Annotated in this window: 21 protein-coding genes and 1 pseudogene; 8 read left to right on the forward strand and 14 right to left on the reverse strand. The window is 48.1% G+C overall.

Features of this window, described 5'->3' with window-relative positions:
- The first annotated feature begins 95 nt into the window (after nucleotides 1–95).
- Nucleotides 96–1,664: a glycosyltransferase gene (locus tag ABIC15_RS13420; protein WP_354020920.1), complete on the forward strand. Its 1,569-nt coding sequence runs from the start codon at nucleotides 96–98 to the stop codon at nucleotides 1,662–1,664.
- 71 nt (nucleotides 1,665–1,735) lie between these two features.
- On the opposite strand, the gene mgtE is transcribed toward ABIC15_RS13420, so the two are convergent.
- On the reverse strand, nucleotides 1,736–3,088 hold the full coding sequence (gene mgtE / locus ABIC15_RS13425; protein ID WP_131502445.1) for a magnesium transporter: 1,353 nt from the start codon (nucleotides 3,086–3,088) through the stop codon (nucleotides 1,736–1,738).
- A gap of 235 nt (nucleotides 3,089–3,323) precedes the next feature.
- Between mgtE and ABIC15_RS13430 the strand changes: the two genes are divergently transcribed.
- From ABIC15_RS13430 to ABIC15_RS13445, 4 genes are all read left to right on the forward strand, one after another.
- A complete protein-coding gene (locus ABIC15_RS13430) occupies nucleotides 3,324–4,064 on the forward strand; it encodes a metal ABC transporter ATP-binding protein (protein WP_131502446.1) in 741 nt (246 codons plus the stop codon).
- Nucleotides 4,061–4,921 (forward strand): metal ABC transporter permease, encoded by an 861-nt coding sequence (locus tag ABIC15_RS13435; protein WP_131502447.1) that lies wholly within the window; start codon nucleotides 4,061–4,063, stop codon nucleotides 4,919–4,921. The genes ABIC15_RS13430 and ABIC15_RS13435 overlap by 4 nt, the downstream gene beginning before the upstream one ends.
- Nucleotides 4,918–5,835 (forward strand): metal ABC transporter substrate-binding protein, encoded by a 918-nt coding sequence (locus tag ABIC15_RS13440; RefSeq protein ID WP_354020921.1) that lies wholly within the window; start codon nucleotides 4,918–4,920, stop codon nucleotides 5,833–5,835. The genes ABIC15_RS13435 and ABIC15_RS13440 overlap by 4 nt, the downstream gene beginning before the upstream one ends.
- 93 nt (nucleotides 5,836–5,928) lie before the next feature.
- Complete coding sequence (locus ABIC15_RS13445; protein WP_354020922.1) at nucleotides 5,929–6,426, forward strand: PCYCGC motif-containing (lipo)protein; 498 nt, start codon at nucleotides 5,929–5,931, stop codon at nucleotides 6,424–6,426.
- Nucleotides 6,427–6,479: 53 nt separating this feature from the next.
- On the opposite strand, the gene ABIC15_RS13450 is transcribed toward ABIC15_RS13445, so the two are convergent.
- Nucleotides 6,480–6,917, reverse strand: a complete 438-nt coding sequence (locus ABIC15_RS13450) for a hypothetical protein (RefSeq protein ID WP_354020923.1) — start codon at nucleotides 6,915–6,917, stop codon at nucleotides 6,480–6,482.
- A gap of 180 nt (nucleotides 6,918–7,097) precedes the next feature.
- Between ABIC15_RS13450 and ABIC15_RS13455 the strand changes: the two genes are divergently transcribed.
- Nucleotides 7,098–8,111, forward strand: a complete 1,014-nt coding sequence (locus tag ABIC15_RS13455; protein ID WP_354020947.1) for a zinc-binding alcohol dehydrogenase family protein — start codon at nucleotides 7,098–7,100, stop codon at nucleotides 8,109–8,111.
- Between the two features lie 55 nt (nucleotides 8,112–8,166).
- On the opposite strand, the gene ABIC15_RS13460 is transcribed toward ABIC15_RS13455, so the two are convergent.
- Entirely contained in the window at nucleotides 8,167–8,340 is a 174-nt protein-coding gene (locus ABIC15_RS13460; protein ID WP_188004817.1) for a hypothetical protein, read from the reverse strand.
- Between the two features lie 253 nt (nucleotides 8,341–8,593).
- Between ABIC15_RS13460 and ABIC15_RS13465 the strand changes: the two genes are divergently transcribed.
- On the forward strand, nucleotides 8,594–11,032 hold the full coding sequence (locus ABIC15_RS13465; protein ID WP_354020924.1) for an ATP-binding protein: 2,439 nt from the start codon (nucleotides 8,594–8,596) through the stop codon (nucleotides 11,030–11,032).
- A 44-nt stretch (nucleotides 11,033–11,076) separates the two neighbouring features.
- On the opposite strand, the gene wrbA is transcribed toward ABIC15_RS13465, so the two are convergent.
- From wrbA to ABIC15_RS13480, 3 genes are all read right to left on the reverse strand, one after another.
- Nucleotides 11,077–11,679, reverse strand: coding sequence for an NAD(P)H:quinone oxidoreductase (gene wrbA, locus ABIC15_RS13470; RefSeq protein WP_131502452.1), 603 nt, complete (start codon nucleotides 11,677–11,679; stop codon nucleotides 11,077–11,079).
- A gap of 105 nt (nucleotides 11,680–11,784) precedes the next feature.
- Complete coding sequence (locus ABIC15_RS13475; RefSeq protein ID WP_354020925.1) at nucleotides 11,785–12,819, reverse strand: DUF2332 domain-containing protein; 1,035 nt, start codon at nucleotides 12,817–12,819, stop codon at nucleotides 11,785–11,787.
- 107 nt (nucleotides 12,820–12,926) lie between these two features.
- Nucleotides 12,927–14,960 (reverse strand): acyltransferase family protein, encoded by a 2,034-nt coding sequence (locus ABIC15_RS13480; RefSeq protein WP_188004819.1) that lies wholly within the window; start codon nucleotides 14,958–14,960, stop codon nucleotides 12,927–12,929.
- A 271-nt stretch (nucleotides 14,961–15,231) separates the two neighbouring features.
- On the opposite strand from ABIC15_RS13480, the gene ABIC15_RS13485 reads away from it, so the two are divergent.
- A complete protein-coding gene (locus tag ABIC15_RS13485; RefSeq protein ID WP_354020926.1) occupies nucleotides 15,232–17,034 on the forward strand; it encodes an LTA synthase family protein in 1,803 nt (600 codons plus the stop codon).
- 142 nt (nucleotides 17,035–17,176) lie between these two features.
- Here the strand turns inward: ABIC15_RS13485 and ABIC15_RS13490 are convergent, their stop codons facing one another.
- From ABIC15_RS13490 to ABIC15_RS13530, 8 genes and pseudogenes are all read right to left on the reverse strand, one after another.
- Nucleotides 17,177–17,959 (reverse strand): SDR family NAD(P)-dependent oxidoreductase, encoded by a 783-nt coding sequence (locus ABIC15_RS13490; RefSeq protein WP_114597274.1) that lies wholly within the window; start codon nucleotides 17,957–17,959, stop codon nucleotides 17,177–17,179.
- A 26-nt stretch (nucleotides 17,960–17,985) separates the two neighbouring features.
- Nucleotides 17,986–18,987 carry an NADP-dependent oxidoreductase gene (locus ABIC15_RS13495; RefSeq protein WP_354020927.1) on the reverse strand — a complete coding sequence of 334 codons (1,002 nt, stop codon included), beginning with the start codon at nucleotides 18,985–18,987 and terminating at the stop codon, nucleotides 17,986–17,988.
- 33 nt (nucleotides 18,988–19,020) lie between these two features.
- The gene (locus tag ABIC15_RS13500) at nucleotides 19,021–19,869 is read right to left on the reverse strand and encodes an alpha/beta fold hydrolase (RefSeq protein ID WP_354020928.1); all 849 of its coding nucleotides are present in this window, start codon (nucleotides 19,867–19,869) and stop codon (nucleotides 19,021–19,023) included.
- A 71-nt stretch (nucleotides 19,870–19,940) separates the two neighbouring features.
- Nucleotides 19,941–20,516: a TetR/AcrR family transcriptional regulator gene (locus ABIC15_RS13505; RefSeq protein ID WP_354020929.1), complete on the reverse strand. Its 576-nt coding sequence runs from the start codon at nucleotides 20,514–20,516 to the stop codon at nucleotides 19,941–19,943.
- A 194-nt stretch (nucleotides 20,517–20,710) separates the two neighbouring features.
- Nucleotides 20,711–21,883: pseudogene (tnpB, locus tag ABIC15_RS13510) on the reverse strand (IS200/IS605 family element RNA-guided endonuclease TnpB).
- A gap of 161 nt (nucleotides 21,884–22,044) precedes the next feature.
- Nucleotides 22,045–22,980 (reverse strand): HEAT repeat domain-containing protein, encoded by a 936-nt coding sequence (locus tag ABIC15_RS13520; protein WP_354020931.1) that lies wholly within the window; start codon nucleotides 22,978–22,980, stop codon nucleotides 22,045–22,047.
- On the reverse strand, nucleotides 22,967–23,542 hold the full coding sequence (locus ABIC15_RS13525) for a GNAT family N-acetyltransferase (RefSeq protein ID WP_354020932.1): 576 nt from the start codon (nucleotides 23,540–23,542) through the stop codon (nucleotides 22,967–22,969). The genes ABIC15_RS13520 and ABIC15_RS13525 overlap by 14 nt, the downstream gene beginning before the upstream one ends.
- A gap of 85 nt (nucleotides 23,543–23,627) precedes the next feature.
- A complete protein-coding gene (locus ABIC15_RS13530; protein ID WP_354020933.1) occupies nucleotides 23,628–24,173 on the reverse strand; it encodes an ATP-binding protein in 546 nt (181 codons plus the stop codon).
- Between the last annotated feature and the right edge of the window lie 37 nt (nucleotides 24,174–24,210).

Below are 24,210 nucleotides of genomic sequence, written 5' to 3' on the forward strand. Positions count from 1 at the left end.
TACTCACGTCCTATTTTTAGGATGTTATGCTATAGGGAAAAGAAAGGAGGTGAAGGCTAACCACATATTCCATATGTCCGTTAGCTGATATACCTATGAAAAGAACTACTTTTTTCACATTGAATACACTGGGAACCAAACGCGGCGGTCTCGTCAAAGCCGTCATCAAGCGGGCGAATACGATTGCGGCTGCCGAAACGGACCGCTCAGTCCACCTCCTGACGATTGGATTGCAGACACAAATCGACAGCATCCGAGAAGAGATGATACAGCTTGACCTTCTAAATCCGAATGTCCAGGTCACGAACCTGATCCATACATTAGGACAGCAGAAGGCAAACGAAAAGCAGACGAAAACTCGTCTCTTGAAACAACTGAACCGGCAATTCGTCGTCTTTGATGACGCCAGCCGGACAGAAAACGACTCCTATCGTGTTTTCGACAACGGAGTGTACGTTCAGTATCTTCGTTTTGATGCGATGGATCGCCTTCTTTTCATTGATTACTTCTCAGAGACACGTCATCGTCTGAAACGGGAAGAATATTTGGAAAACGGACAACTGTTCCAAATCATTCATTATTCCACGACGACGAACAAACCTGTCTCACGCCAGTTTCTTCATGGTAACGGTACCTGTTATTTAACGCTTTGGCACAAGATGAATTCCGTGGACTGGAGTCATCTGTTCTATTTCGGAAAAAACGAACAGCTCCAATTCAATGACCCTGCTGCTTTTTATACCTTTGCGCTCAATCGTTTGTTGGGGCAATATCCGGCCGTCATGCTGTCGTCCGAATTCCGGGACCGTCTGCCGAACTTACCGAAACAGAATTTAGATGCCGTCGTGCTTAACGTCAATCATCCAAACATCCGAAAAGTTGCGTTTGGACACAGTAACCACTTTGTCTCACCTTTTGATGAAACCGCCACAGTCAGTGGTGTCTGGAATACTTTGTTCAAACGGATTGATGAGTGGAGCGCTGTCATTACAGCGACATCCCGACAGGCCGACCATATGAAACAGCAGTTTGGTCACGCGTCCCTGTTCCATTCCATCCCTCATGCGTTTACGAACACAGCCTCGGGCGAACTTGTTGATCCCGTCAATCCGAATCGGTTTGTCGTCGTATCACGGATTCAAGTCAAAAAAGATGTCGCAGAAAGCGTTCGAGCGATGCGCCGGATCGTCGATCACAATCCAAACGCTTTCCTTGATTTTTATGGGTTTGGTTATAACGACCAACTCGAAAAAGATCTTTTGGCATTGATCAAGGAATTGGCTTTGACCGATCACATCCATTTCAAAGGATTCGTCACTGATATGCGGGAAGCGTATGCCGGTGCCGTCGCCACACTCTTCACTTCACAATCCGAAGGGTTTGGGATGGCAATTCTTGAGAGCATGAGCTATGGTATCCCGGTCATTGCTTACGATATTTGTTACGGTCCGGCGGAAATCATCGAGGACCGGGTGACGGGACGTCTCATTCCTAAACGAGATACGGCCAAGTTCGCCGAAGCCGCAATCGACTTGATGACACATCCCGATGCCCGACAACTGATGGGATCACGTGCCGCTAAAGCACTTGAACCGTTCTCGGATCAACACTATGAAACGCGTTGGGTGAACTTGTTAGAGACACTTGATGCCCAGACCGACTGATTTCCAGTCGATAAAAAAAGTATCGTTCTGCCGAATCTGTTGAGATCCGGCGAAACGATACTTTTTTTGTGTTACATCAAACGGCTGATAAAGGCTGTCGCAATCCCGAAATAGACGAGCAACGACAGGATATCGTTCAGCGTCGTGATGAGCGGACCGGATGCAATCGCCGGGTCGATGTTCAGACGATGCAAAATCAACGGGATGATCGTTCCGGCCAATGTCCCGAAAATCAACGTGATAATCAGTGAACTGCCGACGACGAGACCAAGAATCGGATCCCCTTGCCAGACATAGGCGATGATGGCAATCAAGATTCCACATGTCACACCGATGATCAGACCGACACGTAACTCCCGGAGAATCAGCCGGGTGACGACTTTTTTGTCGACTTCACGCGTAATCAAACCACGAACGACGACAGCGAGCGACTGCGTCCCGGTATTTCCGGTCATCCCGGCAATCATCGGCATGAAGAATGCCAACGCGACCACTTTGGATAACGTTTCTTCAAACTGACTGATAATCGATCCGGAAACCAGTCCAATGAATAATAACAAAATCAACCACGGCAGACGCCGGGTCGCGGCCACCCAGGGCTTCGTATCAAAATCAATCGATTTACCGGACGCGGATAACTTCTCGATGTCTTCGTTGGCTTCTTCCCGTAAGACGTCGAGGGCATCATCGACCGTAATCAATCCGACGAGGACGTCCCCTTCGACGACCGGCAACGAAACTAAGTCGTAGCGTTCAAACATTTTCGCGACATCTTCCTGATCGGTCTCGGACGAGACGCTGATCACTTTTCGGTCCATGACGTCCGCAATCCGCTCGTCGTTACTCGCGAGAATCAAATCACGGTACGAGATGACGCCGACGAGCTGACTCAGCTGATTGACGACATAGACGTAATTGATTGTCTCCGAGTATTCGATATAGTCCCGCATCTTCTCGATCGTCTCGCCAATCGTCGACTCCTCCGTTACCCAGATGAACCGGTTCGTCATCAGGCGGCCTGCTGTCTCTGCCGGGTACGTCAATAAATTGCGGACGACAAGTGCCTCATCCTGACGCATGCCGGACAACAATCGGTCGACTTCTTCTTTTGGTAATTCTTCCAGTATGTCCGCTAAATCATCATTTTCCATCAAGTCCATCACATGACCGGCATGCTCGACATCAAGGCGTCGTAACACCTCGAGTTGCTGTTCAAGTTCAAGTTCCTCGATGACGTCTGCCAAACGCTCATGATCGAGATAACGGAGGAGCCGTTCTTGCTCTGTCGCACCGAGCTCACCATACCAGTTCGCTAAATCGTATGGATAGACTTCTTCAATCACTTGCTGCGCATCTTCACGCCGCTCTTTTACCAATGCCTCAAGTAACAGCAACTTCCATTGTTGTTCCTCTGACTGACTCATCCTCTCACCCCCGCGTTTTTCTCCTCTTCCATCTTAGCACGATGTTTTCAAAAGCACTTCTACGAAAGCAGTTGACATTTATTTCGTCTCACCTTAAAATTTGCCTAAAGGAAACATTATTAGTTAGTAGAACAATATATGCGATAAGGCAATCTCTTTTTTTAGACTTTTTCTTTCCCTAAGGAAACATTTGTTTTCACACTAAAATTCAAGCAGTTGAAAGGAGTGTCTTCACATGTACGCAATAGAAGTAGAACAATTAAACGTTTCGTATTTCGAAAACATCGCCTTAGAAAAAGTGTCGGTTCGCTTCACGCCGGGTCAACTCATTGGAATCATCGGTCCGAACGGTGCCGGGAAATCAACCTTCATCAAAGCAATCATGGGCTTGATTCCGGCAGAAGCAACTACGATCCGTTTGCTTGGTCAATCGATGAAAGAGGCTCGGACGCAGGTCGCTTATGTCCCGCAACGCAGTGCGATCGATTGGGATTTTCCGATCCGCGTCATCGATGCCGTTCTGATCGGCTGTTTTCCACAACTTGGTCTATTCAAGCGTCCGACGAAGCACCATCGGATGCATGCCCGCTCCTGCCTCGAACGGGTCGGGATGCTCGATTACGCTGACCGTCAAATCGGGGAACTGTCCGGCGGTCAACAACAACGTGTCTTTTTGGCCCGTGCCTTAGCGCAGGAAGCCCACCTGTTATTGCTCGACGAACCGTTTGTCGGCGTTGATGCCGGCAGTGAAGGAGTCATCATCGACTTGTTACGCACGTTGCGTGAGGAAGGAAAGACAATCATCGTCGTCCACCACGACTTAAGTAAGGCGGCCGATTACTTTGATACACTGTTACTCCTCAATCGACGGGTCATTTCAGTAGGTCCGCCAACCGATGTCCTGCAGCCGCATATCATCGAAGGCGCATACGGCAATCCGCTTGCCTTCCTTCAGAAAGTGGAGGTTTCGTCATGAATGTCCTTGATTTCATTCAAGCTTTGACCGAATATGATTTTCTCCAGAAAGCACTTGTGACGTCCGTTATGGTCGGCATCATCTGTGGTGTCATCGGCTGCTTCATCATTTTACGCGGGATGTCGCTGATGGGGGACGCGATCTCCCATGCTGTCCTGCCGGGTGTCGCCATCTCGTACCTGCTTGGGATTAACTTCTTCATCGGCGCCGTCGCGACCGGTCTTCTGACCGCACTCGGGATCGGTTTCGTCAGTCAAAACAGCCGGATTAAAAATGACACGGCCATCGGCATTTTATTTACGTCAGCCTTTGCGCTCGGGATCATCCTGATTTCTTTTTTACGCAGCAGCAGCGACCTGTACCATATTCTGTTCGGAAACGTCCTTGCCGTCCGTCCAAGCGATATGTGGATGACGCTCGCCATCGGTCTGATTGTCCTTGGGGCAATTTTTCTATTCTACAAAGAATTGCTTGTCACCTCATTTGATCCGACGATGGCGGCAGCATATGGTCTGTCGACCCGATTAATTCATTACCTGCTGATGACGATGTTGACGCTCGTCACGGTCGCATCGCTTCAGACAGTCGGTATCATTCTCGTCGTCGCGATGTTGATTACACCGGCGGCGACCGCCTATCTGTTAACGAACCGGTTGTCGCGGATGATTTTTCTGTCTGCCGGTCTCGGGACGATTTCTTCCGTCGTCGGTCTATACTTCAGCTTCACCTATAACCTGTCGTCCGGAGCCTCGATCGTCTTGGTCGCGACCGCCTTGTTTGCGCTGGTCTTCATCTTCTCACCGCGCCACGGATTGCTCCGGAAATGGAAATTACCGAAAAAGGAGCTCACGCCATGACCTTCAAACGATTCATCCCCTTAGCCGGTCTCGCCGTTTTGCTGGCCGGCTGTTCTACCGATTCTGCCGACGACGACAAAATACAAGTCGTTACGACCTATTCGATTTTAGAAGACATGACCCGGGTCGTCGGCGGTGAACACGTCGACGTCCACAGCATGGTCAAGATCGGCAAAAATCCGCACGAATACGAGCCGTTGCCAACCGATGTCCGGAAGATGGCGGATGCCGATGTCGTCTTTTACAACGGTCTGAATCTCGAAGCCGGCGGATCCTGGTTCAATAAACTCCGCTCGAGTACGAATAAGGACGAGAAAGATGCTCCGGTCTATGCTTTAAGTAAAGGGGTCGAACTAAAGTATTTGACGGCAGCCGGAAAGGAACAGGAAACCGACCCGCATGCCTGGCTCGATCTCAGCAATGGCATCCAATACGTTGAAAATGTCAAAGACGCATTGATTAAAGAAGACCCGGCGAACAAAGCGGATTATGAGAAAAATGCGTCGGCTTATGTTAAAGAACTGCAAACACTCGACATGAAAGCAAAAGAACGCTTTACTGCGATACCGGATGCCGAACGTCATCTGATTACGAGTGAAGGCGCCTTTAAATATTTCAGCTCTGCCTATGATTTTAAAGCGGATTATATTTGGGAAATCAATTCCGATAACCAAGGGACGCCCGACCAAGTCCGGCGGATTGTTGATTTAATCAAACAACAGGACATTCCGGTGCTGTTCGTCGAAACGAGTGTCGACCGGCGCAGCATGGAGACGGTCTCCCGTGAAACCGGCATTCCGATCGGCGGAACCCTCTACACCGATTCCCTCGGGGCAAAAGGAACAGACGCCTCAACATACTTGACGATGATGGAAACGAACTTCGAGACAATCGAACAACAGTTAACGCGATAAGAACTGTCATCGAATCGCCATTACCTCCTTACCTGCCGTTGAACCTTCCACCGTATACTAAGGAAAGAATCAACGAGTGATGGAGGAATGAAGATGCCTGGGAAAACCGGATGGATGATCATGACACTGTCGGCGACGCTTGTCCTCGGTGCGTGCGGACAGACGGAACAAAAGAGTGCGCCGCATACTGACCACGAGGCCCATGCGACGCACACAAGTGCCGATCAGCTGGAACAGACGACGTCGTCGGCGATTGCACCGGCGTTCTTAAAAGAAACGGATTCTTCGATTCAGACGATTTACCTGTCTGTCGCCAAACATCAGGATCTGTTGGAAAAGATGCCGTGTTATTGCGGGTGCGGGGAATCGGCCGGACACACGAGTAACTATGATTGCTTCATCGCTGATCAAACAGCAGATGGAAAAACGACTTGGACGACACACGGCATTACGTGCGGAACGTGTCTCGATATCGCCGCCCAATCAATCGTCGCTTACCAACAAGATACTCCGGTCAAACAAATCCGTGCTGACATTGATGCGGCCTATGCAAAGACGGGTGCCAAGCCGACACCGACAACGGCCCTCTAAATCAAAAAGCTGCTTCGACATCACGTCGAGGCAGCTTTCTTTGGAGTAAAGACTTATCCTTGTCGGCGAGCCGTCGCATGGAGAACAAACGTTTTACCGGACAGCAATTCCTCCAGCTGATAATACGTATGGGCCCGAAGCGGTTGACTTGTCCGCGGAAGATGCCGTAATTCATAAGCGATTTCGAGCAGATAAAATTTGTATGTCTCGGCCTCGCCAAACCCGAAACTATTTTTTCGGGCTTCCATATAACCAATCAAACGCTGTTGTTGCTCAAGCGACAGGCGCTGGACTTGCGGAGCAACCGATTCGCTCGGACGGAGAACCAGTTCCCGTTCTGTTCGGTACAACCGGTTCATGACCCCTCGTTCCCGTCGAAGCGCAATCAATTTCGCCGGTTGATACGAACGGGGATAGGGATGCGCATGGACTAAATACTGTTCAATGATCGATTGTGTCGGGGCAGCCGGAAAAGAAATGACATCATGCATACAATTCGACTCCTTTTAATAAGATCTACACTCTGCATTCTACTACAAATTTCCAATTCAACGCATGGACCTTACAGGAAGGAAACGGGTTTTCTAATTTTGGACGGGTTTCGTTTTTCATGACGCGTGGAAAAGTTCAAAAGATACTTATCTCTGAAAGGATGTTTTGTCATGCAACAGATGAAAGCCATTGGATTCCACAAACATTTACCGATTACGGAAGCCGACAGTCTGATTGATCTTGAACTGGAACGTCCCGTCGCAAAAGGACACGATCTGCTAGTCGAAATTAAAGCCGTTTCCGTCAATCCGGTCGATACGAAAGTCCGGGCTAAGGGCGCGGACGAACAGGAACCGAAAATCATCGGCTATGATGCAGCCGGCGTCGTCGTTGAAGTCGGTGATCACGCCTCCCTCTTTTCCGTCGGGGATGAAGTCTACTACGCCGGTGCCATCAATCGTCCCGGTTCCAACAGTGAATTCCAGCTCGTCGACGAACGGATTGTTGCGAAGAAGCCGGAACGTTTGACGTTCAGCGAGGCGGCGGCGCTTCCCCTCACTGCCTTGACGGCTTACGAAGCTTTAACTGACCGGATGCATATCACGTTTGATGCCAAATCAAATCTCGAGAAGACGATTCTAATCATCGGTGCAGCAGGCGGTGTCGGATCGATCGCGACACAACTTGCGAACCATGCCGGCCTGACCGTCATCGGGACCGCTTCCCGTCCGGAAACGATTGACTGGGCGAAAGCACACGGCGCCCATCATACGATTAACCACCACAAAGATTTCCGGGAACAACTCGAACAACTCGGTTATTCGTACGTCGACTACATTTTTTGTCTGAATGCGACCGATCAGCATTTTGATGCGATGGTCGATGTCATCACACCGCAAGGGACCATCTGCAGTATCGTCGAGACGGAGCAGGCACTCAATCTCAGCGCTTTGCAACAAAAGAGTGCCACTTTCGCCTGGGAGTTCATGTTCACCCGCTCCCTGTTCGGGACACCGGACATGATTCGCCAACATGAAATTCTGACCCGCATCGCGACTTGGCTCGAGGAAGAAACACTTGAGACGACTGTCACTCAGACGTTGATCGGACTGAATGCAGAGAATTTAAAAGAAGCCCACCGTCTCGTCGAAAGTGGCAAGACGATTGGTAAGATTGTCGTCGAACAGCATTAATCTAAAAAAAACAGGACGTTCTTCTCGAAAAGAGAAAGAACATCCTGTTTTTCGATTATCTGCTTTTTTGACGTTTCATTGAAAAGACGATGGCAGCAAGCAATGACAGGAGTCCTCCCGCCCAGCCGATGACCGGTGCGTACTGAAATGTATCGCGCAGCAACATTCCTCCGATAATGAGGATGGCAGCATCCGCTGCAAACAGCACCGCTAAAAATCGATAATTCATCCTTCTTCTCCCCTTTCATTTCAAAATGTTAATACTTCTGCATTCTTCCTGCCAAAGGACATCTGCCCTTCAACTTCTTAATCCTTACCCTTGATTTAGCACTTTCTGGTATGAATTTCTTGTATTTAAGATAATTTTCTAATAACACTGTATTTCTGAGTCTAAAAAATGTACGATTACGGTAAGAAATAAGTATAGTAATTACATCTATGTTCAATACGGAACGCTGAAGCAAAGGGGCATCCACAATCATATGAAAAAATGGTTCAATCAAAAAATCAGCCGGCAAATCATGTCCGCTTTTTACCTTATACTGATCACGTTATCAGTCTCTTCGATTGCCGCTTACTTTTATACGAATCATCAGGTGATAAGCGCCAAGACAAGTCTCGATGCGATCAGTGAACGGCAGGAACGGGCGACGTCCTTATGGGACGATTGGCAGTCCTTACAATATGAAATGCGCGGATATATCGTCTTCGGTGATGACGCCGTTCTTGAAACCATTAATGAAAAAAAATCATCTCTTGAACAGCAAACCAAATGGTTCGAGAAAAACGGAAAATATCAAGCGGATCAGATTTACGCGTCTGATGTCCGCTCCCTGTACACGTCCTACACGACATTCGTCATGCCGAGCCTGATTAAATATGTCAAAGCCAAACAGGACGGTACCGTGGACGAAACGTTTTTACAGATGCCGAGTTTGAAATCGATGATGCCGCAGGTCAAGCGGGATCCGAACCGGAAATTCAAGATGAATGCATCGAACAGTGAAACGATGCGCAAAAGCGTTAATACGATGGAGAGTGTCTTCACCAGTTACCGGACGAGTCTCCAGGCGAAAGAAGAAATGGCGAAAGAGAAACTGATCAAACAAACGAAATACGCGGAATGGATTTGGCTCATCAATCTGTTGGTCCTGTTCCTTGTCATTCTGTTGATCATTCGACCGTTCATCGCACGGACGACACGTCAAATCCAGCTCCTCAGTAAAGAAAGTAAACTGCTTGCCCAAGGGCAACATACCGCACCGCTGATTCCCATGAATCGGACCGATGAAATCGGTGAGCTCAGCAAATCTTTTCATCAAATGGCGACGGCCCTGACCGACAATAAACACCGGTTGATGTCATCCAATGATAATTTAGAACAAGCGTTGCGAATCACTTTACGGAACGAAGCACACTTGAAAATCCGGAATCAGCTGACGGAAACTCTTGCTTCCCGTGATACAGTCACCGCTTATCCGGCCGTCATCGAAAAAATGGTCGAGATTACCGATTCAACGAACGGTTCCTTGATTTTTAAGGAAGGAACAACGGTGACGAATATCATTTCCTACGGTCTGACGGAACAAGAACAAGACGATTTAATTGCGACAATCGAACCTGTCATCCGCCGAGCACGAAAGGATAAAGTCCCGCACATCGCTCAGTTTGCCCAACGCGCGATTGCCGTCACACCGGTTCTTGATGCCAGCACTGATGAGATCATCGCCTATATCTACCTGATGCGTCTCCATCATCCATTTGACCCGCAGGAACAAGAGGAGCTTGCTGCCTTTGCACGTCAGCTGGCCTTATCGTTACTCCGGATGCGGACGTTTGACGAGATTGGACGGGAACGGGAAAAAACGGCACGCTTGCTGAACTCGATTCGCGAATCGATTGTCTACATCGAACCCGACGGACCGATTCAATTAATCAATCGTCCGTTACTCGATTTATTCGATCATCCATCTGCCGTCGACTCGAAAGCAGAATGGTTGATTGAAATCGATGACTCGATCACCTATCTGAAAAATCGAGTGGATCAGCTCTCTGAATTCGAACGATATCTGCACCAAACATTCATTAATCGTGAAACCGGAGAAGGTATTACCTTTTCAATCGATCGTGAAAAACGTTTCATCAAGACATACTCGGAAGAAATCCATTACGGCGGAAAATTCCGCGGGATTCTTCTCGTTTTACGTGATGTGACGAATGAAGTCGAAATTGACCGAATTAAAAACGAACTCGTCTCAACAATTTCCCATGAATTACGCACTCCGTTATCCTCAATCTACGGGTTCACGGAACTGATGATCCAACGTAATTTACCGCCACATCGTCAAAAGAAATATCTAGCAGCCGTCCATTCGGAGACGGAACGATTATCACTTTTGATCAACGATTTTCTTGACCTCCAACGCATGGAGGCGAATCACCAAAAGTATACGTTCGAACCATTTGACTTGATTCCGGTGATGCAAGATTTGAGACAACTCCATAGCCTGTCTTCGTCCGATCATGATATCCAGATTTTCTCAGATATCCCGGTTCAGGTCATCCAAGGGGACTCGAAGAAAATCCGGCAGATGTTCGGGAACTTGATTAACAATGCCATTAAATATTCGCCGGCAGGAGGTCCGATTGAGATTCGATTGGAAGAACATCATGATCGTATGACGGTCGCGATTACCGATCACGGAATCGGAATTCCTGCTTCCGCGATGAGCGAACTGTTCCAAAAGTTTTATCGTGTCGATAATTCGGATACCCGAAAAATCGGTGGAACAGGACTCGGGTTATCAATTTGTCGCGAAATTGCCCGTGCCCATGATGGCGAAATCCATGTCGAATCAATCGAAGGACAAGGTTCGACCTTCACCGTCGACTTACCGCTTAATCCGATGCCACCGTTATAACAACAAACCGCGCCAGTTCCCTTGCGGAACGGCGCGGTTTTTGCTTATCCTTTAATACGGCTTGCGATATCGACCGTCCGTTTCGCCTGGTGACGAACAGCCGGTTCAACCGATTCGACCATGTTTCCGTCCTGGTCGACAGTGACCGTTGTTCCGTACGGGTTTCCGCCTGCTGCGAACAGGACCGGATCCGAATACCCTGGTGCTGCGACGATCGCACCCCAATGGAACATCGATGTATAAACAGCAAGAACTGTCGCTTCCTGACCACCGTGCGGATTTTGTGCAGACGACATCGCACTGACGACTTTATTGACGAGTTTCCCTTGTCCCCAAAGTCCGCCTGTCGTATCGAGGAACTGCTGGAATTGTCCAGGAACGTGTCCGTAACGGGTCGGGACGCTGAAGATGATCGCATCTGCCCAGTCAAGCAAGTCGGGTGTCGCTTCCTCGATGTCACGCGTAGCATCGGTATGTTTTTGCCAAAGTGGATTCGAGGCAATTGCTTCTGCCGGTGCCGTCTCCTTGATTTTCGCAAGACGGACTTCAGCACCGGCGGCTTCTCCTGATTCTTTCGCCCACATGGCGAGTTGATGATTGGTTCCGGTCGAACTGTAATAGATGACAGCCAGTTTCACATTAGACATGACTTCGCTCCTTTTTTCGAAAACAGTGACGGACGATGGATGTACATGTCGTCTTTTCCCGTTTTTTGGATAAAGTAACGCCTTTCCTTTGAATCCAAGATAATTTTATACTTCTTGTGTCACGAGCCATTTGAACCAGCGACCGTGTCCGTCCGTCTCGGCAATCGTCTGTTCCGTCAACACACCGTCGATGTAGGCATCGAGATGCAGGTAACGGTCCTGGACATTGTTGTAGACGTGATAGAGATTACGCGTCCGCCCGATTTCCCTGACGACCTGCAGCAATTCTTTTTTGACCGCGAGCGGCATCTGGTTCGCAACATGCGTATGGAAAATACAGAGGATACTATCGTCCGGTGTCTGTGCTGCATAGAGCGACAACAACTTCACTCCGTCCCCTTCGACGAGTTCCAGCGCGTACTCTTCTACGTAACGCGCTGCCGCCTCGAACATCTCGAGCCGTTCCCGGTGCTCCGTCCAAATCAGTGCTTTCAGCCACAACTGTTCATCGGCATCATGTAAGTCGACGATGTTCAGATCAAGTCCGATCCGGCTTGCGACCGGCGGCGGCGTTTGTGCCACGGCCGGCGTTTCCGTTCCTTCGATGACCGACGTCAAGTGCAGACGCGATACCGGGTTCCCGACGACTTCTCCGTTTCCGTACGCGTAGCTGTATTGATCAAACAGCAGCTGTAAGCCGGCACTTGTACCGATCTCAAGTAGAGCGAGCGGTCTCTGTGTCTGTTGATGAATCTGACTGAAGACCGGATAGAGATACGTACAGCGCCGAACTTCATTTGTTTGGACAAGGCGATGTGCCAGGAGCGGAATCAACTCGGCTTCATATGTCGCGCAAAATGACTGAAAATCGGCAAAGGCATCTGTAAACGGTTTTGGCCGTTCAGTCACGCTTGGATAATACGCGGCGAGCGGATGACCGACGCCTTTTAACAACAGATAATGGACGGCACCAAATAACAGGTTCGGAACCGGCTGACCGTCACGTGCGTGTTGGCATAATGCGAGAATTTCCGGGTTTTTCGCAATCTCGAGTGATAAGTATTCGTATAACGGACTGGAGTCGCGGCACTCCCGTTCCGCAAACGTTTGAAAACGTTGTGCGAGTTCTGTTTCTGTCATGTGTAGTTCCCCCTTTGTACGTTCCCTGTTGTATTCCCCAAATTATTCCAAAGACCTGTTTTCTCTACAAAAAACACCTCCACCCATAAGCGGAAGTGTTTCAGTTCTTACTTTTCTTCTTTTTTCTTCAGGATATCCGTCACGACTTCATTCAGTTTCTGTTTGAAGACCGGTCCGAAACTTTCAGCATATGAATTCGTCATATGACTGATATCACGATAGATGACGACATTCCCGATGACCGGACGGAATTCACCGTTGACGCGGAAGTAATCCGTCAAGTCGAGTTTGTAGAGCGATTTGTTCGTTTTTTCGAAGTTTTTCCAATACGCTCCATCACGTTGGTTGACTTCGGCATTCATCTTCTTCGTCGTCTCTTCGATGCTAGTCGTCTCGAGCGACTCGAGGACGTTGAAGCTGTAACGCGGATTATCCCGCAGTGCCAGACCGTCGATGCCGTACTCGTCTTTGACGTATTGCATTTGATCGACCATCTGTTGGTGAATCTTATCTTTCGTCGCATCCGCCGCCGTGACGTGCGAGATGATCAGATCGACATCGGCATCCTTCAAATAGTCGAGGACGTTTTGATTCCAGATGCCTTTTAGGACGTTATCGTCGTAGCCGGTCGAGAAGCGTGTTCCGGAACGGGTGATGTTCAAGATCCGGTACTTCTCACCTTTTGCGGCTTCATGAATCGCTCCGAACCATTGCTCCGAGTGCGAACTGCCGACGAGGGCAATCGTTGCGATGTAGTTTTTCGTTTCGCCGTATTCGCCGACTTTGACATCACTTTTGCTCAGTCCCTGATTACTGCCATCAGTATGGACGAGCGGCAGGTCATCAAAGACGTTGGCATAGGACGGAAACGGATCGCGCTCCGGCGTTTGATCCGGATTCTTGACTGCCATCGCTCCCGGATAATCGTTTGCGCTGACACCCTTCTTTAATTCCTGCTCTTCGAAATACTTGAGCCCGATCAGTGAACCGATCAACAACACGTTGATGCTCATCATGATGCCGAGCTTCTTGAAAGCGGACCGGTCGACTGTTGCACTGCGGATCGGTTTCTCAATAAATTCCGTCATCAGGTACGACAGAAGAATCGCCGACAGGATGATGGCAGTTCCTACCAGGAAGCCCGGTGTCTGCTGGACGTTGTACCGATAAAACTCCAGCAGGACCCAGTGCCAAAGGTAAATCCCGAACGCAATGCCTCCAAGTTTGACCATCGGCTTTGATCCGAGGAAACGTTTGATGCCGAACGTCGTGTCGCGTGTTCCGGACAGGACGATGAACAACGCACATGTCATCGGCCACAAGGCGATGTAGCCCGGGAACATTTGCGAGACGTTAAAGAGAATCCCGGTCAGGACAAGACCTATTAATCCGAGCCAGCCCATCAAAGTCGCCATCCATTTCGGAACATGGATCGACGACAGGTTGATGCAAAGCAGGCTGCCCAACGCAAATTCCCAAACGCGCGTCATCGTGATGAAATACGCCCACGGCTGGTTGACTTCCGTTAAATAAATCGAATAGCTTAACGATGTGACGAACAACACTCCTAAAATCGTATTGATCATCGGTTTGACGTTTTTAATCGTATACTTTTTGACCATCCATAAGATGAATGAGAACAGAATAAACCAAATCATATAGAACTGACCTTGAATCGACAGTGCCCAGAAATGTTCGACCGGCGATTTCATCTGACTCGCATCCAGATAATCCGTACTCGAGATGGCGAGTTGCCAGTTTTGATAGAAGAACATCGAGGCGACGACTTCACGAATCGTTTTCTCTAAAATCGATTGCGGCAGTAAAAATGAACTGAGAACGAGGACGACGGCTAAAATGAACAGGACCGACGGCAGTAACCGTTTAATCAGTTTCGTGACGTACGGCAAAAAGCGGAATTCACCGGTCCGGTTAATCGTCGAGATAATCGACGTCGTGATCAGGAATCCGGAGATGACGAAGAACACATCGACACCGCCCGATACGCGGTTGAACCAGATATGATAGACTGCGACCAGTAAGGCAGCAACGACACGCAACCCTTCGATTTCAGGCCGGAACTGGCTTTTGGTGTTAATGAGTTTTTGTTGCGGCACTTCTTTTTGATTCAGTTGATTCATTTTACATTAGCTCCTATACTTTTTGATTCATGACGGGACGACTGAAATTGAAAAAATTCCCTCAAACATTAAATACGCACCAATTCATCCTAATGTAAATTACTTATAAAATCTATAACATTCCTATTATTTCGATGTTTCTTTTCTCCTTCACTGCTTGAATCCCGGCTTTTTCAAATGCACAGCACATAACGACCGACTCAAACGTTCGTTCTCATTCGCTTCAGGGTATAGACTATTTCAAGACTATGACGAACGTTAGGAGCAAATCATGATTGTACTCGGCTACGCGTTTTATTTATTGTTGGGCACGTTAAAATTCGTGCTGTTTAGTTTTTATACCGATACGGCTTTTCCGCTCGATCTCTTTTTCATGAATCTCGGCGGTATGCTGGTGCTGTCGAGTTGGACCCTATTAATCGACTGGCAAAAACGCCGCTGGATTTGGCTCGGCCTTCTCATCGCCCACAGTTTTTTACTGATTTCCGATATGTGGTATTACCGTTACTTTGACGACTTCCTGTCCGTTTCGCTCATGTCACAGATGATGCAGATGGGAGATGTCAGCAGCGGTTTTGCTGCCTTGATTCTGCCATCGGACTTCCTGTTGTTTGCGGACAGTCTGATTTTCATCGGCTTTTTGTTCTTCATGCGAAAGCGGACATTTGCCGTTGCGAAAAAGACACGCCGAAAAACGGCCGGACTCGCTTTCCTTGCCGGTATGGTTCTGTTTGCGGCTCCGGTCACATACAGCGTCGTCAAAGAAGACCAACGGCTCAGCCGGTCCGTGTCCGACATGCGCGACTATTACCAGCTCGGATTTTGGGGATATCACGGCATTGATTTGTTGCGCGGTATCCAAGGCGCCATTGCGCCGGACAAAGCGTTGACCACGTCGGAACAACAACAGATCGACGAAACGAAAACTTCCGACACGAGTGGTGCCACGAAAAAACCAAACATCATTTTAGTGCAGCTCGAATCGTTTCAGGCATCGGTCATCGACCAACAAGTGAACGGTCAGACCTTAACTCCGAATTTAAACAAACTGAAAGAGGAATCATTGTACTTCTCGTCGTTTTACCACCAGACGCACGAAGGGCGGACTTCGGACGCCGAATTCATTACGAACACTTCGCTTTATCCGTTAAAATCCGGTTCTGTCTATACCCGGTTCCCGGACAACGAGTTTGACGCGCTGCCAGATCTGTTGCGTACGAACGGGTACGACACAGCTGCCATGCATGCGTATGAAAAAGGCTTTTGGAACCGCGATCAGGTCTATCAAAATATCGGCTTCAAACATTTTTTCAGCCAAGATGATTATCCGAAACAAAAGAAAATCGGCATGGCCCTGAATGACAAACAGTTTTTCACAAAATCGATTAAACATATGGAAATGCTGAAAGAACCGTACTTCTCCTTCCTTGTCGCCTTGACAAGTCATACGCCATACGAGATACCAAAAGACGAACGGCAACTCGACTTGTCCGGTTATGACGATCCGATGTTAAGAGGCTATTACCAGACCATCCACTACGTCGACGGAGCCGTCGGACAGATGGTCAAGGAATTGAAGAAAAAAGACATGTGGGACGACACACTTGTAATCTTTTACGGCGATCATGACAGCGGTCTGACGAACAAAGACAGTGAGATGCAACGGGAACTCGGAATCGACAATGCCGTCGATGCTTTTGAACTCGACCGTCGCGTACCGCTGTTCATCAAGAAACCCAATCAGGATACAGGTGAAATCATCCGAGAGAACGGCGGACAAATCGATATCGCTCCAACGATTGTTGATTTACTCAATCTTGAGTCACCGTATATGATGGGCAACTCCTTACTCGATGACGAACCGAATCTGACCGCCTTCCGCGACGGTTCTTTCCGCTACAAAGACTATTATTACGAAGCGAACCTGACGGAAAAAGCCGGTAACGGCACCTGTTATGACGTCTCGACGAAAAAACAGGTCGACCGTAAGATGTGCCAGTCACAAACGAAACAAGTACGAAAAGATTTGCGTCTGTCGGATGCGATCATCGAAAAGAACGGATTGGAGCAATAAGGTTTCACCTTTTGTTTAGGCAATCTGGAGAAATTGGTTGCATCAAGTAATCGCTAGAGTACCAAAAAGGAGGAGACGGACTGGTATCCGGCTCCTCCTTTTCGTATGCAAGCGATGATTGATCTACCGCTTATTACACTAGTTATGTTGTTGATCCATCCTGCATTTTCCGGATCATCCGGGTAAGCCGTTTACGCGGCAACAAACGCGGAATGAACGAAATGATTCGATTTTGTGTGCCCGGAATGATCAGCGTCTGACCCTTCAAGAATCCACGGTATCCGATTTCTGCGACGCGTCCTGCCTCCATCACTTTACCTTGAAGCATGTTCGATTTCCCCATGCCGGCACGGTCGACGAAGCCGGTGGCGGTCAGTCCCGGACAAAGTGCTGTCACGGTTACATTTGTACCGCTCACTTCATTTTCGAGTGCTTCTGTGAACGATAAGACGTACGACTTCGTGGCGTGATAGACCGACATTAACGGTCCCGGGAAAAATCCAACCATTGAAGAGACATTCATGACACCGCCTCGGTTTCGTTGCACCATACCGGGTAAAAACAGTTTGGTCATGACGGTCACGGCCTTGATGTTGACTTCAATCATATTCATTTCCTGCTCAAGATCCGTTTCTAAAAATGCTCCGTACAGCCCAAATCCGGCATTGTTGATTAAATAGTCGACGTGAATTTTTTTCTGTTGCAGTTCATTAAATATTTCCTGTGGGACACCGGGTGTTGCGACGTCTTTAGCGATGACGGTCACGTCGACACCATGAGTCATCTGATAGTCCGTCGCAAGTTCCAAAATCTTTGCTTCATTACGGGCGACGAGTACCATATTGTACCCATCTTGAGCAAACCGGTCGGCTAATTCTTTACCGATCCCCCCTGATGCCCCTGTAATCAAAACCGTTTTCTGCATGACGGTGTCTCCTTTTCGATATCTCTTCAAAACGTAATCATGACCTTTCCTTTTGGAGGTCCGGTCGCGACCAACTTCAATGCTTCATTGACCTGCTCAATCGTAAAGCGTTGCGGGTGAAGGGCCGGGACAATCTGATTGGCTTCGACGATTTGGGTGATGGCTCTTAATTGCGTCCCGTCTGCACGGACGAAGATGAACCGGTATTCGACACCCTGTTTTTTTGCCGCTCGATCATAACTGGCACCTGCGAGTGAACATAATGTTTGTTTCCAAAATGGAAACTTCCGGTCTTGGGCAAATCGTTTGTTTGGTCCGGTCCGCAGCGACAGCAACCGTCCTCCCCGTTTGAGGATGCTAAGTTCCTTTTTGAACTCTTTTGGTCCGAGCGTATCGATGACATAATCAACGTTCGTCAAAAGGTCTTCATAGTTTTGCGTCGCGTAATCGAGGTATTGATCGGCACCGAGCTGCATCGTTCGCTCACAGGATTCGGCATTTCCGCTGACAATCACTTTCAGCCCAAGTGTTTTCGCAATCGGAACTGCCATTTGACCAAAACTGCCGGACCCGCCCGGAATAAAGACCGTTTTACCGGACCGGACGTTTAATTCTTCGTGCAGTCCCTGGTAAGCCGTCAATCCGGTCAGTGCAACAGCTGCCGCCTCTTCGTACGATAAATTCTTCGGCATGATGGCAAGAGCTGCCGTATCGACAGCCGCGTACTCGGCAATCGCTCCGATTTTTTCAATCAACAAACGGCCGTAGACGTCATCGCCGACTGAAAAGCCGTGTACCTGTTTCCCGACCTTTTCGACGACACCGGCCAGTTCATTTCCGATTGTCAGCGGGAACGCGTAATCCTGGATGAGCTTGACGCTGCCCGTCATAATCAGCATCTCGAGCGGATTTATGGCAGCGGCTTTGACCTTGATCAATACTTCGTGATCGTTGATCTCAGGAACAGGTACTTCGTTGACCTGTGCTTCGATTACTTTCGAATACTTTGTAATTTGGGCTGCTTTCATAAGATATCCTCCTTCGTCTGTTTTGACCACGGCTTAAATCGCATCTGAATCCAGGAATAAGTTAACGTGTGCAGCAAACAGTTCAGGGAACTGAAACAAATGACCGTGTCCGGAATCCGGGTAAATGATTAACTGGGCATTCGGCATTTTTTCCGTCAGGATGTAACTGTTTTGTGTTGGAACCATGACGTCATCGACACCGTTTGTCACGAGAACCGGATGTTCGATCGTCCGTAACCATTCGTAGTCTTCGTCCGGCTTCGCCTGCGCCCATTTTCCAACAGACCGCATCTGTGCCTCTTTGACCTGATCCGAACTGTTAAACTGTTTCTGCGCAAAAATCCGTTTAAGCGATGCCATTCCGGCTGCCCGGCTCGTCTCGGTTGGTCCGTAGAAGAAGAACATGAAATCGTTGATGCCGTCCTCTTTCGTTCCTTCGTGCCGGTTCATCCGCTCAAAGATTTCCGCGCTCGGATTGACGCCCGCTTCCGGCGACGTTCCCGCCAAAATCATTTTCCGGACCAGGTGCGGTGCTTGAAGTGCGACTTCCTGTGCGACCATACCGCCGATTGAAAAACCAAGGACGTCGACTTGTTCATGACCGAGTGCCCGGATGAAGGCGATCGCGTCTTGTGCCATCTCCGTCACGCTGTCCGGTGTTTCACCTTCCGTCTCCCCGACTCCTTTATTGTCGAACAGGATGACCGGGCGTGTCACTGCGAGCGGTGCCAACAATTTCGGATCCCAGTTTTCGATCGTTCCTCTGAAGTGAACGAACAGGACGAGTGGTGTTCCTTCTGTTTGTCCCATTGTCCGGTACGCATAACGTGTTCCTGCTGCTTCGATAAATTGTGATTGTGTTGGTAGTTGAGTCGTAGTCATGATTATTTTCCTCCTTCAAATAGTAAAGCTGTTTTTAGAATGAACGTTCTAGAATGGGTAAAAAAAGAAAGTCAGTCCAGCACTTTGAGTGCCAGGGTGATGATACTTTCTAATTCTTTTTGACTGTAGTTCGTTTTGATCAAAACGCGCAGACCAATCAGATTGTTGTGCAGAAAACGCGCCGTCTGTACCGGATCAATATCGTCCGACAGTTCGCCGTTTTGCTGTCCATGCCGGATCAACTCCTCGAACATGCCTTCCGTCCGGTTGAACATCGCTGTCACAAGCCGGTCGATTTCCTGATCGAGTAAGGACAGTTCGACTGCCGCATTGACCGACAGACATCCTTTTGGATACTGGTCCGAAGAACGAAGGATGAACAGGAACACATCACGGATTGCCGCGTGAACCGAATCCTGTTGTCGAATGATCGTCTCCATCTCGTGCGTAATGAATTTTTCATATGCATCCAGAGCCGCCAGGAACAATGAGCGTTTGTCACCAAACGTGTCGTAGATACTTCTCCGGTGGATCCCCATGCGGTCGACTAAATCCTGCATCGATGTTTTTTCGTAGCCTTGCTCCCAAAACAACTCCATCGCTTTTTTTAAGACAACTGTTTCATCAAACTCTTTACTTCTAGCCATGTTATTTCTCCTTCAATCGTTACCTGAACCATCATCGCTGTTTTTTAGAATGAACGTTCTAAAAAGGGTGAGTTGATTTCTGATTACAAACCGATCATACCCTTTCTAGAACGATTAGTAAAGATTGAACTACCTCCACCTTCGCTTAGAGGTGGAGGATTCCTGAGTTATCCGACCTGACGGTCGAAAATTTATCAGGCTAACCCCGTCGTCCCGACGGTTGAAGAAGCTAAGATACGTTCAGCTTCTCGTTTGAGATTCAGTCCTGCGTTCACATCACGGTCGTGGTGGACCCGCAATTCGGACATGTCCATTCACGCATGCCAAGATGTTTCACGTCCTTGTGTTGATGACCGCCTCGAGCAGAGTTGACTCGATGCGAAGGTCTTTCCGACCTTCACGACGGTTTTCCCATACCAGTCCGCCTTGTACTCCAGCATGCGGAAGAACGCCGACCAGCTGACGTCCGAGATGGCCTTGCTCAATTTGCGGTTCTTCTGCATGTTCTTCACCTGCAAAGTCTCGATGCCGATGACGTCGTGGTTTTTGACGATCTCGGTCGATACCTTGTGCAGGAAGTCAGTGCGCTTGTTGGCAATCTTTTCATGGATGCGGGCGACCTTTCGCTTCTGCTTCTGGTAGTTCCTCGACTCGGAAAGCTTCACTTTCTTGGCCAGGGCGATTCGTTGAGGGCGGGAGAGCTTACGCTGTTCGCGCGCCAGCTTCTTCTCGAGCGAACGGAAGTAACGGTCGTTCTGGTACATCGTTCCGTCCGACAGGATGGCAAAGTTCTTGAGTCCGACGTCGACACCGACAGATGAACCGGTCTTCGGCAGTTCGTGGATTTCCTGCTCGACGAGCAGGGAGACGAAGTATTTTCCTGAAGCATTGCGTCGAATCGTGGCATTTAAGATACGGCCTGTAATCTGTTTCGAATGGGCAAAACGTACCCATTTCAGCTTGGGAAGTTTGATTTTCTTGCACACAATCGAGACTTCAGGAAGTTGAGACTTGCCCTGTATGTTGGTCTTGTACGACTGGACGGGATGGCGCTTGGACTTGAAACGAGGGCGTTCATTCTGCTTCTTGAAGAAACGGTCAAACGCATCGGGAAGATGTTTGACGCTGATCTGAACAGATGTACTATCGACTTCCTTCTACCAATCGAACTCTTGCTTCAACGAAGGAATTTCTTTGGAACAAGAGCCGTAGGACAGTCCTTGTCCAGTGGTCTTGTACATTTCATTCCATTTCGCTAGGAAATGGTTGAAGACGATACGCGAACATCCAATCGTCTTCGCGATCAGGATTTCCTGCTCTTTTGTCGGATAGCTTCTGAATTTGTAGGCCTTTTGCTTCAACACCATTTTTCTCCTCCTTCAAAGGGAATATACCCGAAAGGCAGGCTGGCGATTCATTTCCCACTTTCACTTTGTTTAGAAATGGGAGATGAATCGGCTAATTTTGATGAAATTTTGTTTTTTTACAAATCACAAAAGGTAACTTTAGCAGTTGCTAAAGTCACCTCTCACTCTGGATGGTTCATTTTTAACCACTGTTGCTCGTCGTCAAACAGGACATCCCATTTTTTCGTGATGATCCAATCAAATAACACCGGAATCGTCTTGTCCGATTGTCGATAGCGATTCAAAAAACGGAATGCGACCAAGATCTCGTCGCTTTGAATCTGCCGCTGTCGCTTCAACATGATCTTCAGCCGTTTGATGACCGGCTGAATGGCGGAGGCATCCCCGTGTTTCGCAATCCCAAGCAATGCATATGCTTTGACGTCAATCGACCGATCTTCTAAGCCTTTTATAAACATTGGAAGGAAGGTATCGTCTCCGAGTTCACTTATGGCATTCAGCACCGAGTGCCGGACATCACCTTTCGGATGATCGAGGAGCGGTAACAGATACGGAATCACCCGCTCTGTCCCGATGGTTGCTAACACAAAATTCGCACTCATGATTTCAAATGAATCGGTGGAGGTTGTAATGAATCGAATTAACGCATCCTCTGCTTCATCTCCCCGGCAGACACGCAGTGCCTCAATCGCCGAATTTCGAATAGCCGAACGGGCATCCTCGATATACTTGGTGATATCCGTCGCGTCATGTATCCGTTCCTGTTTCGCCAGTTCATCAAGGATTTTGACAATCAGTGTCGGCTTCGTCTCTTGCGCCAGTTGCTCTAACAATAAATCAGCAACACGTACGTCGCCTGTGTTCGTACCAATCATCCCAAGCATAAAGTAGAAACGCTGTTTCATGTCCAACCGTTTAGTCTGTTCAAGCAGGTCCATTAAAACAGGAAGCATTTGAACATCCTGAAAGCGACGTGCTATTTCATACGCCAAGTCAGATGGCGAACCTTCACTCGTGGAATAACCCCGTTCTTCATCGTACACATACTCATCAATCAACATCTGTTCCGCTAATGCGATTAATTCACTTTTGTTCATCGGCAGTTCCTTCAGTTTCTTGAAAAATTTTATACCAGTACAGTGTCAAATCAATCTTCGGATTAGCAGACTGTTTCAGCGTATCCACACCGCCGAGGACAAATCCTTCTTTGACGTAAAAACGGCAGGCAATCAGATTATCGTTTTGTGCTTCAAGCGATAAGCCGATTAACGACTGTTCCTTCGCCCAGGTTTCGGCTGCTTCAAGTAACAAGTGACCGACACCGCTTTTTCGAAAATCCTTTTTGACGGCGATGTTTTCAATATAGGCAAAACGGTTCCAGTCTTTGACGAGACGGATTTGACCAATGCACACGTCCTCGTAAAAGGTTAGTAAAATAATCTTTTCATTACTGTCGATATAAGTAGTCCAATCGAGATTGTCATCCGGAAAGCGTGTTTCCGATGGCGTATCATATAAATCTTCTTCGTAAGACCAAACGCCATCATAAAATTGGGGGATAATCTTGCCGATGATAGGAAATGGGTCGTTAGCTACGTTGACGATCGTTACGAACTGATCTTTTAACGGCTTGATTGTGATCTTTTCAAGTTGGTCCATTAATCTCATCCTTTTCTATATACTTTATACTTTCCAAACAAAACCCTTCACAAAGAAGTGTTGGAAAATTCTTTTTATTGCAAGATTAAATTGAGTTCCTCGAATCTAAACACTCCTTAACCGTAGTCACACATTCTTCAACTGAATAATCTCCTTCAATTCTCAATATCGGACAAGATAATCCAGCCATCCACTTTTCGTGCAAAACTTTACTTCTAACTTCCACACCAGCATTGTCATATAGAGCAGCCCATTCCAAAAAGGCTTGTGATTGTTCATATTTGCTACCACCGGGTAATACTGTTTCCCCATACCGATTTATTTCCCGTTGCTGTAGTCTTTCAAGTCTTATTTCTGGTGGAACCCATAAGAAAATAACGAGATCAAAATAAGACTCTAAGCATTCTCCCCACTTTACAACTGCTCCAGATAAAACCCATTGTTTGGAACACGACAAGTCATTTTTCAGCATTTCTATTCGATCAGGTATGGAACGTTGTTTAGTAAACTTAGATATCCAAAAATAATCATCTGTATCTAAAGAATTATGTGGAAGAACTTCTGCTAAAGCTTTGCCCAGTGTGGATGTTCCGGACCCCGAAGCACCCATTATATGAATCCTATTCTTCATTCTTCATCCCCCTTGAAGCGTTGCCTTTTATTTGATT

It is taken from the genome of Exiguobacterium sp. PvP048, from assembly GCF_040549175.1.
Taxonomy (GTDB): domain Bacteria; phylum Bacillota; class Bacilli; order Exiguobacteriales; family Exiguobacteriaceae; genus Exiguobacterium_A; species Exiguobacterium_A artemiae.